The 14595-nt window shown below is 64.6% G+C and carries 10 protein-coding genes, 1 other RNA gene and 1 pseudogene; 6 read left to right on the forward strand and 6 right to left on the reverse strand.

What is annotated here, in order from left to right; all coding sequences use genetic code 11:
* Positions 1–177 precede the first annotated feature (177 nt).
* The 4 genes from AC1POX_RS20965 (at position 178) to AC1POX_RS20980 (ending at position 6636) form a co-directional block, all read left to right on the forward strand.
* Entirely contained in the window at positions 178–3111 is a 2934-nt protein-coding gene (locus AC1POX_RS20965; RefSeq protein ID WP_031424923.1) for a TonB-dependent receptor, read from the forward strand.
* 98 nt (positions 3112–3209) lie between these two features.
* Positions 3210–4697 carry an MFS transporter gene (locus AC1POX_RS20970; RefSeq protein WP_014091494.1) on the forward strand — a complete coding sequence of 496 codons (1488 nt, stop codon included), beginning with the start codon at positions 3210–3212 and terminating at the stop codon, positions 4695–4697.
* Between the two features lie 32 nt (positions 4698–4729).
* Positions 4730–5764, forward strand: a complete 1035-nt coding sequence (locus tag AC1POX_RS20975; RefSeq protein ID WP_029820794.1) for a glycoside hydrolase family 43 protein — start codon at positions 4730–4732, stop codon at positions 5762–5764.
* Between the two features lie 338 nt (positions 5765–6102).
* Positions 6103–6636, forward strand: a complete 534-nt coding sequence (locus tag AC1POX_RS20980) for a lipocalin family protein (RefSeq protein ID WP_184423226.1) — start codon at positions 6103–6105, stop codon at positions 6634–6636.
* 58 nt (positions 6637–6694) lie between these two features.
* Here AC1POX_RS20980 and AC1POX_RS20985 read toward each other — a convergent pair whose 3' ends face one another.
* The 3 genes from AC1POX_RS20985 to AC1POX_RS20995 form a co-directional block, all read right to left on the reverse strand.
* The gene (locus AC1POX_RS20985; protein ID WP_011349114.1) at positions 6695–7048 is read right to left on the reverse strand and encodes a ribonuclease E inhibitor RraB; all 354 of its coding nucleotides are present in this window, start codon (positions 7046–7048) and stop codon (positions 6695–6697) included.
* Between the two features lie 213 nt (positions 7049–7261).
* A complete protein-coding gene (locus AC1POX_RS20990) occupies positions 7262–7660 on the reverse strand; it encodes a DUF5076 domain-containing protein (protein ID WP_372356566.1) in 399 nt (132 codons plus the stop codon).
* Between the two features lie 57 nt (positions 7661–7717).
* Positions 7718–8290 (reverse strand): hypothetical protein, encoded by a 573-nt coding sequence (locus AC1POX_RS20995; protein ID WP_008573822.1) that lies wholly within the window; start codon positions 8288–8290, stop codon positions 7718–7720.
* Between the two features lie 152 nt (positions 8291–8442).
* Here AC1POX_RS20995 and AC1POX_RS21000 point away from each other — a divergent pair, with 152 nt between their 5' ends.
* The gene (locus AC1POX_RS21000) at positions 8443–8646 is read left to right on the forward strand and encodes a YdcH family protein (RefSeq protein WP_008573820.1); all 204 of its coding nucleotides are present in this window, start codon (positions 8443–8445) and stop codon (positions 8644–8646) included.
* 626 nt (positions 8647–9272) lie between these two features.
* Here the strand turns inward: AC1POX_RS21000 and AC1POX_RS21005 are convergent.
* A pseudogene (locus tag AC1POX_RS21005) lies at positions 9273–10254 on the reverse strand (zinc-binding dehydrogenase).
* A gap of 259 nt (positions 10255–10513) precedes the next feature.
* Here AC1POX_RS21005 and AC1POX_RS21010 point away from each other — a divergent pair.
* A non-coding RNA gene (locus tag AC1POX_RS21010) (sX9 sRNA) lies at positions 10514–10589 on the forward strand.
* A 4-nt stretch (positions 10590–10593) separates the two neighbouring features.
* Here the strand turns inward: AC1POX_RS21010 and plsB are convergent.
* Positions 10594–13260, reverse strand: a complete 2667-nt coding sequence (gene plsB / locus AC1POX_RS21015) for a glycerol-3-phosphate 1-O-acyltransferase PlsB (RefSeq protein ID WP_218492956.1) — start codon at positions 13258–13260, stop codon at positions 10594–10596.
* Positions 13260–14231: a hypothetical protein gene (locus tag AC1POX_RS21020; protein ID WP_031424928.1), complete on the reverse strand. Its 972-nt coding sequence runs from the start codon at positions 14229–14231 to the stop codon at positions 13260–13262. The genes plsB and AC1POX_RS21020 overlap by 1 nt, the downstream gene beginning before the upstream one ends.
* Between the last annotated feature and the right edge of the window lie 364 nt (positions 14232–14595).

Below are 14595 nucleotides of genomic sequence, written 5' to 3' on the forward strand. Positions count from 1 at the left end.
GTGCACGCATCTATGCTGCCCTGCAGCGTGATGTTCCGATTTTGTTAGCGCTAACATCAAATGCACTGATCGTCCGTCTCCCCCATCGCACCATCGTCGCGCCGCGCAACGGCAGCGGCACTCCCTGCGCAGGGGCGATGCGTGGGACATCTGCTACCTGTTAGGGAAGGGATTACGGTGAAGAACAGCTACGCACGAACCGCGTTGTCCTGCGCGTTGGGATCCATCCTGCTGGGCATGTCCAGCACCGCCGCCTGGGCACAGTCCGCCGATGCCCAGAGCACGGCGCAAACCCCGCCAACCACTGCCGGCAATAACGATGCGGTGACCCAGCTGGATACCGTCACCGTGTCCGGCTACCGACGCAGCATCCAGTTCTCCACCGACGCCAAGCGCGATTCGGTCGGCTTTGCCGACACGGTGTTTGCCGAAGACATCGGCAAGTTTCCGGACATGAATATCGCCGAGTCGCTCAACCGCATTCCCGGCGTGCAGCTGGCGCGCGACGTCAACGGCGAAGGTCTCAATATCGCCATCCGCGGCCTGGGCACCAGCTTCACCAAGACCACGCTCAACGGCGCCAGCATCGCTACCGCCTCGATCGGCCTGAATGCGCAGAACCAGAACCGCGAAGTCGATCTGAATCTGTTCCCCACCGAATTCTTCACCCAGCTCACGGTGAGCAAGACACCCACCGCGAGCATGCTCGAAGGCGGCGTTTCCGGTGTGGTGGACATGCGCAGCGCGCGCCCGTTCGACCGCCCCGGCGTGCACTTCACCTATCAGGCGCAGGCCGACTGGAACAGCACCAGCGAAAAAACCACCCCACGCGGCGCTTTCATGGGCAGCTGGACCAATGAAGCAGGCACCTTCGGTGCACTGTTCGGCGTGGCGTCGGTCCGCAGCAAACTCGGCGTGCGCGGTTTCGAGAGCGTGGGCTGGACCAACCCCGGCCTCACCTACACCCAGTGCGGTCTCGCGCCGCCGGCAGGAACGCCAGCCACCAACCAACCGGCGGCGTGCAACGTCAATGGCGGCGGCAACTGGCGCATTCCAGACACTGTGCCCGCCACTGCCGGCAGCGGCCTCACCACCGGCGAGACCATCGACGCCGCCTGGCTGCTGGCGCGCAACCCGGGCCTGAGCATCGGCCAGATCAGCGACGCGCTGATCCCGCGTCTGGGCCGCAGCGTCTACATGAGTGGCGATCGCGACCGCGATGCATCGGTGATGTCGCTGGAATGGCGCCCTTCCGACAGCATGCATTTTTACCTGGACACGCTGTACTCCGAAGCCGAGCGCACCACCGAGCGGATCAGCATGAATCTGATCGGCCGCAACGGCAACATGATTCCGCTCGGCATGCAGCTGGATCAGAACAACGTGGTGACCAGCGCCACCTTCGCCAACGCGCAGTACTTTTTGGAAGCGCGCCCGTACCACGAAAACGTCAAGTTCTGGAGCGTCAATCCCGGTGCGGAACTACTGTTTGGCGCCGAGCAGGACATCAAGCTCAATGTGCAGGCCAATGCCACCCGTAGCTGGCTCGCACGCGAATCGCCCAGCATCCTGGTCACCTCGCCGTTCACCACCGTGGACTACCGCAACGAAGGCGGCGACCGCCCCAGCATCACCAGCCCGCTCGATCTCAACGACCCCAACCTGGGCTGGGGCTGGACGGGTGGCCGGGTCAATATCCAGAACGAAAAGCGCCAGACCGAAACGCGCGGCGCGCGCGCCGATCTGCAGTTCGGTGAGGACAAGCGCAACGTCAAGATCGGCGCGTCCTACGACATGGCCGAGCGCACCATCCGTGGCTTCGACAACAGCACCGCCTGGGAACAGGTGGTGTGTCGCGGCAATGGCGGCAACGTGTGCAACGGCGGCGCCGGCTCGGCAATCCCGAACGCGGCCCTGGCCAGCTATCTGAAACCCGGCCCAGGCGGTTTCATCACGGCCGACTTCTCCCGCTTCCTGGCCGACACCAACTACTACGCGCTGCGCGATGCCGCACCGGAGAGCAACTCGGCCAACACCGGCGCTTCGACCGGCGGCATCCGCGAAAAAAATCTGGGCTTCTACATCGAGACCAATGCGGAAGCCGATGTCTGGAACCGCACCATGCGCTTCAACGCCGGCGTGCGCTATGTGACCACCGACCAGACCATTACCGGCCCGGTCACCATCAATGGCGTGCGCAGCGTGCAGGTGCTGGATTCGGATTACAAGGAAACCCTACCCTCGTTCAACGTGGCATGGGACGTGGCCGACAAGGTAGTCATGCGCCTGTCCAGCTCGCGCACGCTGACCCGCCCCGATCCCAGCGCGATGCTGCCCAACACCAACTTCAGCGACCCTTCCGCGCAGACCGCCACGCAGGGCAATCCGAACCTCAAGCCGTATCTGTCGACCAATGTGGATTTCGGCGGCGAGTGGTACACCGGCGGCGAAGGCTATGTGGGCCTGACCCTGTTCAACAAGCGCATCACCGGCTTCACCGTCAACGGCATCCGCCGCATTCCGTTCAACGACCTGGGCGTGAACTACGACACGCTATTGCCGATCCAGCAGGCCGGCCTGGCCCAGCGCGGCGGCCCCAATGCGGCCACCGTGGATGTGCAGACGCAGGTCAATGCCGATGGTGTGCTCAATATCCGCGGCACCGAGGCCATCTGGGTGCAGCCGCTGGACAAGCTGTTCGACGGCCTGGGCTTCAGCCTCAACTACACCCACGTCAACCAGCAGTCCGAAGGCGAAGGCGTGCCGGCGGTGGCCGTCGGTGTCGCACCCAACCTCTGGAACGGCACCGTCTACTGGGAAAAGGACGCAGCCTCGATCCGCCTGTCCTACACCTGGAACGACGACATGGTGATCTCCGGCGCAAACCAGAACGGCATTCCGTATGCGCGCCTCAACGCCGATGCGCGCGGCCAGCTCGATATGTCGGCGAGCTACGCACTGGATTGGCTGCCGTCCAAGCCGCAGATCACGCTCAACGTCACCAATATCACCAACGAACCGTTGCGCACGACCTTCGCCTGGCCCAACGCCACCTACGACCTGTATGAGCCCGGGCGCACCGTCATGCTCGGCATCCGCGGTACCTTTTGAGTGTTGTCGTCATCGGTCGCCGTTCCTCCCAGCGGCGACCGATGGCGCAATGCGCGCCGCGGCGTTTTCCGCAGCATTCTTCGAGTCCGTCCCATCTCATGAACGATCGGTCACAGCAGCTCTCCTTGCGCGAAAAGATCGGCTATAGCCTGGGCGACCTGGCCGCCAATCTGATCTTCCAGACGCTGGTCACTTTCCTGGCGTTCTTCTACACCGATGTGTTCCGCATACCTGCCAGCGTGGCAGCGACGCTGATCTTTGTGGTCGGCATGCTGGGCGCGTTCGTGTTTACGCCGGTCATCGGTATCTTGGCCGATCGCACGCGCACCCGCTGGGGCAAGTTCCGCCCGTGGATCCTGTGGACCGCACTGCCATTCGGGGCGTTGTCGCTGGCCGCCTTCAATACGCCCACGCTCGGCGAGCAGGGCAAGATCGCCTACGCCTTTGCCACCTACACCTTGCTGATGCTGGTGTACGTCGCCAACAACCTGCCGTACTCGGCCTTGAGCGGCGTGCTCACTGGCAGCATGGAGCAGCGCAACAGCTTGTCGGCGTATCGCTTTCTGGCGGTGACCTTTGCGCAGTTCATCATCCAGGTGCTGTTGCTGCCGTTGGTCTTGATTCTGGGCAATGGCGACAAGGCGCAGGGCTTTCGCAACACCATGGCGCTGTTCGCGGCGATCGGCACGCTGTGCTTTCTGATCACCTTCTTCACCACGCGCGAGCGGGTGCTGCCGATCAGCGAACAACGCAACAGCGTGCGCCAGGACCTGACCGATCTGGTCCGCAACAAGCCCTGGCTGGTGATGCTGGCGCTCACCATCCTGGTCTTCATCAATCTGGCGATGAAGGGCGGGATGTACATCTACTACTTCAAGTACTACCTCGACGCGAATGCGTTGACGCAGTTTCTCGACCACGCCGGGTTCAACCGCTTCATCGCCGGCATCAACAGCGTCCTGACTGGCGCCGGCATGAGCGCGCTGCAGTGGCCACAGGACGCACCGACTTCCGCATTTAGCGTGTTCAGCGCCGGCGGCATCCTGGCGATGATCGTGGGCATCGGTTTTTCAAAACGCCTGGCCGACCGCTTTGGCAAGCGCAATGTCTTCGGCGGCGCGCTGCTGATCTCCACGCTGTTCCTGCTGGCGTTCTATCTGTATCCACCGAATGCGATCGGCTGGGTGTTCGCTTCCTACGTCCTGCATGGGTATTTCTACGGCATCACCATCCCGTTGCTGTGGGCCATGATCGCCGATGTGGCCGATTACTCGGAGTGGAAGAACCACCGCCGCGCCACCGCCATCATCTTCTCGGCGATGTTGTGCGGCTTGAAGATCGGACTGAGCGTAGGCGGCGCACTGGTCGCCGGCATCCTGGCGTTTTATGGCTATGACGCAGCACTGCCGCAGCAAGGCGCGGCCGTCACCAACGGCATCCGCCTGGCCATCAGCGTGTACGCCTCGCTTCCGTTCCTGCTCGGCACTGCATTGCTGGCGCTGTACGAAATCGACAAGGCGCTGGAAACCCGCATCGAGCACGAACTGGGCATGCGCCGCCAGGCCGCACCGCTCGCCACTGTCTGACCTCCCCTCCCACTTCATGCACAGGTACGCGCATGTCCGATGAACTGCAAGCCGCTAATCTGCAGGCGCTGGCGCGCACCGCCATTTCCGCACCGCTGGTCACGCACCTCTACACCGCCGACCCGTCCGCACATGTATTCGACGGTGCGCTGTATATCTATCCCTCGCACGACCTCGATGCCGGCGTGGCCTTCAGCGACGACGGCTCGCATTTCGACATGGCCGACTACCACGTGTTGCGCATGGCGCATCCGGGTGCGGCGGTGGAAGACCTCGGGCAAGTGCTGCATGTGCGCGATGTGCCCTGGGCGCAGCGGCAGATGTGGGCACCGGATGCGGCACAACGCAACGGCAAGACCTATCTGTACTTCCCCGCAAAACGCGCCGACGGCATGTTCCAGATCGGCGTGGCGGTGGGCGATCGCCCCGAAGGCCCGTTCGTCGCCGAGCCGCAGCCCATCGCCGGAACCTACTCGATTGACCCGGCCGTACTCGCCGCCGACGACGGCGCGCATTACCTGTACTTCGGCGGCATCTGGGGCGGCCAGCTGCAGCACTACCGCGATAATGTCTACGCGCAGACGCATCAGGAACCGGTGGGCGAGGCACCCGCACTTGGCCCGCGCGTGGCGCGCCTGCACGCGCACATGACCGAACTGGCCGAACCCAGCCGCGAAGTCGTCATCCTCGACGAACACGGCGCCCCGCTGCGCGCAGACGACCACGCCCGCCGCTTCTTCGAAGGTCCCTGGGTCCACCAACATGCAGGTCGGTACTACCTGTCGTATTCCACCGGCGACACCCACCAGATCTGCTACGCCACCAGCGACTCACCCTACGGCCCGTTCAACTACCAGGGCGTGCTGCTCGCACCGGTGGTCGGCTGGACCACGCATCACTCCATCTGTTTGTTCCAGGAGCAGTGGTATCTGTTCTATCACGACAGCATGCTTTCGGGCGGCCAGACGCATCTGCGCAGCATCAAGATGGCACCGCTGGAACATGCTGCAGATGGAACGATCGCGACGATTTATCCGTATGGGGAAGACGCGGTATCGCCTTGGTGAGTGCCGTTGGGCAACCGCCCGCCGGGATCCATCGAGTCGGTGATCGCTGGGCAGCTGACGGTGGAAGAAACGTCCTTTCAGCTCGATGCTTCAGCGCACCTTGTCGTCATCACGGCGGCTGAGGGTTGAACAATACTCACGGCATAAATTGGGCGTTTCCGGCGTTTGAGTGGCTCTTTATTTGGCTCTTGAACGCAGGTGACTCGGCAAACGGCACCGGCATGTCGCACGCACCAACACCAGTCTTGTCCCCAGGCTGGAACTACATCGCATGGGCTCGCATCCAGACGTAGCGCAGCTACGTATTGCTGACACGTGCCATCTTAGGTAGAAGTGCCATGCGACGTAGTTCGATGCTGTTGTTACTCACGCTCGCGGTCCACGGCAGTGCTGGCGCAAGCGATTCACGCGCTGCCCTGCCCCGCGCAGACACCGTCGATGTGCCGCGCTTCATGGGCGACTGGTATGTGATTGCGCATATTCCGACCCGGCCCGAGCGCAGCGCCTACGACGCGGTGGAGAGCTACGCGCTGCGACCGGATGGTCGCATCCAGACCACCTTCACCTTTCGCAAGGGCAGCTTCCAGGCGCCGCTCAAATCGATGCATCCGATCGGCCAGGTGGCGAAGGAAGGCAATGGCGCGCTCTGGCGCATGCAGTTCTTCTGGCCGTTCAAGGCCGAGTACGTGATCGCCTGGCGGGACGCAGCCTATACGCAGACCATCGTGGCGCGCAGCAAGCGCGACTACGTCTGGTACATGGCGCGTACCCCGCAGGTCTCCGATGCCGACTATCAGCAAGCGGTCGAGCGTATCGCGGCGATGGGCTACGACGTGTCGCGGCTGCGACGCGTGCCGCAGTCTGCGCGCTGATGCGAAAGCGCTGATAGGAGGATCTGCACGCCGTGCAGTCCTCGAACCGGTCGAGCGCTCAGGCGTCCTTCGCGTCCCCGAAGAATTCCCATCCATCGTTCAAGCCGTCCAAGGGCTTGGCCTCGGCTGCCAGGTCTTCCTCGAACGCCGAAATCGCCTTGTACGACGGCACCATGGTCGGATACACCGTCACATCCATGGGAAACGCCGTATTTTCCGGGTAATGACAGCAGCGGACTTTCTGCTCGAAGCGAAGCATCTTCACCGAGAACTCCAGCGCCGATTCCTTGCTGGGGAAGACCACCGAAAAAGCGATTTCCCGCGGCTTTGAAAGGTCGACACCTTGCTGTGCGATATGCCAGAGCGTGTCGCCGTTATCGTCTTTGGGATACAGAATCAGATCTCGCTGCATGACACTCTCATCAGGACGCTCTCATCAGGTGTTGGTCGGGAAGGCCAGTGACGCCAGGATCTTTGCCCTTGGGCGAGAAAGCCAGCGTCGATGGTATCCAAAAGGCAGCACGGCGATGCGTCCGTGCCCGGCGCACTGCTAACCGAGTCATCGCAGTCAATAGAGGCTTGCCCGGGACGCGCGATCGCGCAACAAGGGCCTTGCACGGCGCCGCTAGTGCTCGACTGGCAGCGCTCCCTCTTGCCGACCGCTCGGGTCGGCAACGCGTCGCAAGAAGTCATCCAGCATCAGCGTGCGACATTGCGCGAGCGGCATGCCATCGCGCTGTGCGTACATCCGCGAAACATGCTCGAACAGATCCGCAAGCAGTTCGCCGAAGTCCTCTGCACCGCCACCCAGATCGCGATTGATGCTCACGTGCAGCTGTTCATTCGCGGCCCATAGACGCAGCAGTTCGAAGGCCTCCGGATCGGCCAGTGCGTCGGGCGGGATAATCAATTCACCATCGTGCATGTCTTCCCTCGTCGGGGTCGCACGTTCAATGAACCCGCGCGGTGTCGTCGATGCCTTGCATTCGCCAGCGCGCACGCACGCGACATCAGTGATCAGCAACCGTGGGGCGATGACAGGTGCCGGCTCACGCCGGCGCCTGTTGCTCCGCTGAGTGCCTCACGGCACCCAGATCAAATTCATCACCTGCGGATCGGCGGTGACCTTGACCAGCTTGCCGCTGGGGCCGAACTGCACCTGGTACTCGGAGAAGCTGTCGCGCCAGTAGCGCCACAGCGAGGCGTCCAGGTTGGGGTTTTCGCTGCTGATCGGGTAGCCGACCGCCATCAGCACCTGTTCGCGGGTCATGCCGCCGGTGAGCTTGCCATCGTTGATCGCCTGGCGAATCTTGGGCGGGAAGGTAGCGAGCTTGAGCTTGGGGTCGGTGGTGACGACATACCGGGCGGCAAAGGCGGTGTTGTCCAGGTCGCGGCTGTAATCGTTGCCGATGGACTGCTTTTCGCCGGCGATCTTGAGGTTGACGCGGTTGCGGCCGAAGCCGGTGACGCTGACCGGGGTGCCGACCGGGAGCATGCGCTTGCCGTCTTCGGCGTAGTTGCTGTCGCTGATCCAGCTGCCGTCGGTGCGCAGGTTGCAGCACAGAAAGCCGTCGTACTTGGCGACATCGGCGGCGCTGGCCAGGTTGGCGGCGGCGAACAGGCCCAGGGCCAGCAGGGAAGGATGCAGACGCATCGAAAGACTCCTTTCTCGACGGCCGTAGCCGCGCGGCAATGATGGACGGGGCGCGCCGCCGTTTCCCCGCGGCGCGCGGGCATTGTCGCAGCCCCGGGCCGCTTGGCAAGCGTGGGTGACGCGCGCAGCCCGGGGTTGTGTATGCTCGGGGGGTGGAAACCCTGTCAACCGCCGAGATCGTCGAACAGATCGCCGAGTTGCGACGCGCCCACCGCGCGTTGGACGAGGAGATCCAGCGCGTGCCCGCGAACCTGGACGACGAGCTGCAGATGAAGCGCTTGAAGAAGCGCAAGCTGCACATCAAGGACTGCATCACGCGGCTGGAGATGGAGTTGGTGCCCGACGAGCCGGCGTGATGGCTGGTTGGCGGTAGCTTGCGTCAGCTGCAGAAACGGTCCCTCAACCAGAGCCCGTGCTTGCGACGCGGGCACCCGAAGGCACGAGCGCCAGGGGCGCACCAGCCATGCGTTCTCGCCCCGACGTGAGGAAAGGCTTTGATCTGTGCTGGTGGGATGACGCTCTGTAAAGCGCTGGTTCGCGGCTTCCTTATTTCGCCGAAGCAGGCTCTAGCGCTTCGCGTCGAGACATTCCTTCTCGTACCTGGAGAAGCTCACTGCATCGCAGCCGGAACTGCACGTCTCCTGCATCGAACCGGCTAAACCCATCGCGCCGATAAGCTCCCTTCTCCCACCGGGAGAAGGTGCCCCGAAGGGGCGGATGAGGGTACGAGTGCTGAACGTTGTCAACGGCCAAGTCGCTCTACTCTGATTGCGCAGCGCTAACTGCGAAAGACCGCTGGCTGCAACGGATCAATACCCACATCGGCCACACGACACATACAACCGCGCGGCGCACGAAAGATCAGTGCTCGCTAGGAGCCGCTCTGAGAGTTCCACCGCGCAAGCGACACTGCCATCCAGCCAGCGCGGGCGACCTGCCACTCCGTCCCCGCGCTGGCGCTGTTTCGATCGGCGCACCCCGCTCAACCGGCGCGCAGCAGGATCTTGCCACCTCGCCCCGGTTCGGGCACTGGCCGCTGCCGCCTTGGCCGCGTCTTCCAGATCGAACACCGCTTCCACCGGCAGCGCCAGGCTGCCGTCGAGCGCGGCCTTCAACAGCTCGCCGATCATGCGGCGCTTGTCCTCGGACTTGGTGGCGGCCATGACCTTGCTGCCCCAGAAGCCGCGCACGGTGGCCTGCTTGAAGATCACATCGCCGCTGGCAATCTCCAGCGGTTCGCCGGTCATCGAGCCGAACGAGATCAACTCGCCGCCCTCGGCGAGCAGCCCCATCAGCTCGCCTGCCGCCTTGCCGGCCACCGAGTCGATCGCGCGCACGATCGGTGCATCGCCGGCCAGCGCGCGCACGCGGTCTTGCCAACCGTCCTGCGCGGTCGACACCGCATTCCCGATCCCCAGTGCCTTGAGTTCGTCCACGCCGGCATCGCGACGCACCAGATTGATCACGTTGATGCCGCGTGCCGCAGCCAGCATGGCCACAGTCTTGCCGACCGCGCCGTTGGCGGTGTTCTGCACAATCCAGTCGCCTTTGTCGACATTCAGGAACTCGATCAGCATCAACGCGCTCAGCGGCATGGCGATGAGCTGGCAGCCGCGGTCGTCATCCAGTGCGTCGGGCAGCGGGACCACGCCGGTTGCGTCGGCCAGAAAGTAGTCGGCCCAGCTCTCGTGCACGCCGGCGGCGACGACACGCTGGCCGACCTGCAGGCCCTGCACGCCTTCGCCCAGCGCATCGATCACGCCAGACCCTTCGCTGCCGCCGATCGCCGGCAGCGTGGGCTTGTAGCCGTAGTTGCCGCGCACCGTCCACAGGTCATGGTTGTGGATGGGCGAACGCCGCATCGCGATGCGGACCTGGCCCTTGCCGGGTTGCGGTGTGGGCCGTTCGCCGAGTTCGAGCACCTTGGCCGGGTCGCCGAACTGTGTGTGGATGGCTGCGCGCATGCAAGTCTCCTGTCGGCGACGCCCGTGGTGCAACGCAGCCGATCACAGTGAAAGGTGCTGCGATGCTAACGGGAACGCTGCAAGCGCCCGATGAAGCGAACGGAACCGCTGTGTGAAAGCCGCCGGCGCTCGCCTACCGCCACCTCGCCACGCGCCCGACGCGCCCTGCAAGACGTGAAGGCATTCGCCAACGGCCTAGAGCATCCAACAAAACGACTGTGCAGCCGCCAGGCGGGCGCGGCCGGTGCCCGGTATCGGCATATACCACGCGTACGCTCCGGTTCCTGCCCGCCGTCCACACCCACCTGACGACTGCTCGCCACGTCTTGTCAGTCGCTTTTACTGCGGCGGCACAGCCACGTCCGGCTTGGCCGCTGCCGGGCTGACGCGTTCGATGGTATGGCGCAGTTCGCGGCCGAGAATGAACTTGGCGTCCTTGGCCCAGGCATCCAGGCGCTCGTCGAACATCAGCTTGCTGTTGTCGTCCGGCCACACCAGGCGCAACTCGCGCAATTTCTGGATGAAGCCGCGGAACAGGGTCTTGTCGAAGAACTCCGGCGCGGCCGGTGCATACAGCAGGCTCAGACGCTGCGCGGCCTGCTGGCACAGGCTTTCCAGTTCGCCGGCACCGAGCACGCCCGGGCCGTTCTTCACCAGCACCGAAATGGCGATGTAATAGCGCTCGAACGCTTGTTGCAGCGAATGGCCGATCGCGCGCAGGCGGAACACTTCGTCGGTCTGCCCGGTGTTGCGGGTCAGGATGCCGCCGTCGTCGTCGGTGACGTTGAGCAGCAGGCCTTCGCGCACGAACATGTCGATGGTCTGTTCGATGCGTTCGGCAAAGCGGTCTTCGCTCCACGGCAGGAATAACTCGGCCTGCAGGAACGGATACACCGTGCGGCCCAGGCGCAACAGACCGGCGCGGCTCATGCGGCGGTTGTTCTGGAAGCAGCACGCCACCCACGAAGAAGCGGTGAACAGGTGCAGCACGTTGTTGCGGAAGTAGCTCAGCAGCACCGCGGTATCGCCGCTGACGCTGAGCACATCGCCCAGCGGGTGCGACACGCGCGTGAGCACGTTGATCTCTTCGGCGTGGGTGATGATGCGCGCCGGCGTATGCGGGGTGACGGTGACGCGGTCCGAGTACGGCATCTCGGCCAGCAGCTTCTTGCACAACTCGATCTGCGCGATCAGGTCGGCCTCGCCCATCGCGTGCTTGGGCGTGGACAGCAGGGCCAGCGCCAGCAGGTTGATCGGATTGACGTCGGCGGCGCAGTTGATGCGGGTCTGGATCTGCGTAGACAGCATGTCCACCGCGGGCGCCAGCCAGGTGGGTTTTTCGTCTTCCGGCAGCGGCTGGCCGTCCCAATCGGGCGCGTGCTTGGCCAGCACGTCGTTGAGCGCGATCGGCTCGCCGAAGTTCACCACCACCTGGCCGTAGTTCTGCTTGAGCACCTTGGGGATGGACCACAGCAGGCCCCAGATGGATTCCTTTTCCTTCGGCCGGCCGGTGAGCTCGTCCAGGTAGCTGTTGCCTTCCATCAACTTTTCGTAGCCGATGTATACCGGCTGGAACAGCACCGGCTTGCGCGGCTGGCGCAGATACGCGCGCAGCGTCATCGCGATCATGCCGCCCTTGGGCTGCAGCAGACGCCCGGTGCGCGAACGCCCGCCTTCGACGAAATATTCGATGGAATAGCCGCCGGCCACCAGTTGGGCGACGTATTCGCTGAGCACGGCCGAATACAGCGCATTGCCCTTGATCGAGCGGCGGATGAAGAACGCGCCGCCCTTGCGCAGCAACGTGCCGACCACCGGCAGGTTGAGGTTGATGCCGGCCACGATGTGCGGCGGCACGATGCCGCGTTCGTACAGCAGGTAGCTCAGCAACAGGTAGTCCATGTGGCTGCGGTGGCTGGGTACGTACACCACTTCATGCCCGGGCGCGGCCTGCTTGAGCTTATCCAGGTGATGCACCAGCACGCCGGCGTAAATGCGGTTCCACACGTGGGTCAGCAGGAAGCTGGCCGAGCGGACCACCGGGCTGGAATAGTCGGCGGCGATTTCCCACGCATAGGCATGCGCCTTGCGCCAGGCATCGACCGGCTTGGAATTGTCGCGCTTGGCCTGGATGGCGATGGCTTCGCGTACCGACTCGGCGGCCAGCACCTGGTCCACCAGCAAACGGCGGGTAGACAAGTCCGGGCCGATCACCGCTTCGCGGATGCGCCGGAAGTGCGTGCGCAACACGCGCTGCAACTTGCGCAAGGTGCGCTCGGGCGGCAGCCCCTCGGCCATGGTCTGGCGCAACGAAATCGGCGGGGCGAAACGCACGATGGTGGTGCGGCCGTTGAGCAAGACCGACAGCAGGCGGCGGAAGCGGCCGACCAGCGCCCAGTTTTCCGAGAACAGCACCGCAAACCAGCCGCTCTGCTTGTCCGGCGCGCGGCCGACGAAGATCGATACCGGCACCAGATGCACGTCCAGGTCGGCGCGCACGCGGTGCGCCTGCAGCAACTTGGCCAGCGAATCGGAGTGGGTCTTGCCGCCGCGCTGCTCGGGAATCAGCGAATTGCTGCTGCTGCGCCGTGAGAGCGCCAGGTAGGCCCGCTTGCGCTCCAGCGGGTCGCCCGGCAACGGCACCAGCGGCGACGGCAGGCCGACTTCGCGACAGGCCTTGTCCAAAATCAGCGCATTGGACATGCCGTAGTCTTCCAGCACGTACACCACCGGGCGGCCGTCGTCGTAGCGACCGGGTTGGTCCGGCTCGATGGTCAGGCTCAGCCAGGGGTCGGCCAGGCGGCCGAGCAGGCGCGCCCACCACGGGCGCTTGGCGCTGCGCGCAGCGGCAACGCCGGGGGCGATCGATGGCGCAACCGCCGGCGGCACCGGCTCGGCGAGCGGCAAGGCCGCCGTCGTGGCGCCGGTGTCGGCTGCGGCAGTGCTGGGCGGGCTGGGCTGGCCGTCCGGGAACGGCAGGGGATTCTGTTCTGGCATCACGGTCATTATCGCCCAGCCGGGCGTTGCCCGGTGTCGGCAGCCTTCGCCGGCGCGACCGCTGCGGTGTCGGGCACTGCAGTGGCGCTGGGTAAGGGCGCGGCCTGGGCATCGAGCAGCGCCTGCACTTCGTTCTGGGTCTGCAGCTGGTACCAGTGGCCCTCGCGCTTGATCAGCGCGACGTTCAGATCGATATCGTGGGCGGCCAGCGGATAGCGCAGCCGTACCTGGGCGGTGTCGGCATCCTGCTTGATCAAGCCGGTCCGCAGCGCGTCCAGGCTGCCGTCGATCGACAGGTCGTAGCGCTCCAGCACCTTCTTGCAGGTTTCCCAGAACGGCCCGAGCCGGCGCAGGCTTTCTTCCATGCCCAGCCGCTGCAGGTCGGCATCGGAGGTGATGCCGGTGGCACGGGCGGCGGTCACCAGGTCGGCGATGCTGGCCTTGGCGCGGGGGCGATCGGCCAGCGGCGCAGTGGCGGCCCACGCGCTCAAGGCGTCGACCAACTGCACGTAATGGGCGCGCTGCTCGGGCTGGTAGTCGTTGCGGCTACGCAGGTATTGCACGCCGAACTGGCCCAGCGATTGCGCCGCCTGCGCGATGCCCTGGGCCTGGCCGGCCAGCTGCGCATCGAAGGCCTGCTGCAGGCGGCGTTCGGCATCGGGCGCCGACAACGACCCGAGCAGCGCGCCGACTTCATTGGGCAGCGGCAGTTCGGTCAGCGGCCAACGGCTGGCACCGCTGCGCCACGCCGCCTCCAGCTGGGTGTATTGCGCAGGCGTCACCCGGATACGCGCATACGCCACCAGATCATTGCGCCGCAGCGGCAGGGTCATCGCCTGCATCGCCGCGGCCGGCTCGGCCTTGGCGCCGGGCAGTGCGGGCGCGGTCTGGTTGCGCTGGCAGCCGCTCACGCACAGCGCGGCCAGCAGCAGCCACGCGGCGAAGTGGAACCGCCCTGCACGGACGGTAGGTAGCGACATGCGCACGATGTTCCCCCTGATCGATCGGCGCATCTTGCTGTCTGGAGGCATTGGCGGCAAGGCGGGCGCAAACCGTGCGCCACGGTATGGTAGGTAGATGTTACGTTTTCGTAGTTCCTGGCACGTTGTCGACCAGTGTCCGACATTGGCTGCTGATGTCTTATTCGGACAAACTTGTCCAGCGATCGGGCTTCAGCCCTTGCGCCACTTGCGTTTAGCCCAATGCTGCGGCGCATCATGTAAGCGCTTGCAGTTCCTGCTAGCGTGCGCTGCATCTCGCTTGGGGGGTCTCCATCAGATGGGGCTGATGTCATTCATGTGCCTGTGTGACACGGGCGCTCGGTGCCAGCAGGCCGTGCGCCTC

The sequence above is a fragment of the Xanthomonas sp. NCPPB 3442 genome (assembly GCF_056725145.1).

Excerpts from the sequence above, each read along its gene's own strand:
- AC1POX_RS20970 (WP_014091494.1), top strand. The coding sequence starts at position 3,210 with ATGAACGATCGGTCACAGCAGCTCTCCTTGCGCGAAAAGATCGGCTAT.
- AC1POX_RS20975 (WP_029820794.1), top strand. The coding sequence starts at position 4,730 with ATGTCCGATGAACTGCAAGCCGCTAATCTGCAGGCGCTGGCGCGCACC.
- AC1POX_RS20980 (WP_184423226.1), top strand. The coding sequence starts at position 6,103 with ATGCGACGTAGTTCGATGCTGTTGTTACTCACGCTCGCGGTCCACGGC.
- AC1POX_RS20985 (WP_011349114.1), bottom strand. The coding sequence starts at position 7,048 with ATGCAGCGAGATCTGATTCTGTATCCCAAAGACGATAACGGCGACACG.
- AC1POX_RS20995 (WP_008573822.1), bottom strand. The coding sequence starts at position 8,290 with ATGCGTCTGCATCCTTCCCTGCTGGCCCTGGGCCTGTTCGCCGCCGCC.
- plsB (WP_218492956.1), bottom strand. The coding sequence starts at position 13,260 with ATGACCGTGATGCCAGAACAGAATCCCCTGCCGTTCCCGGACGGCCAG.
- AC1POX_RS21020 (WP_031424928.1), bottom strand. The coding sequence starts at position 14,231 with ATGTCGCTACCTACCGTCCGTGCAGGGCGGTTCCACTTCGCCGCGTGG.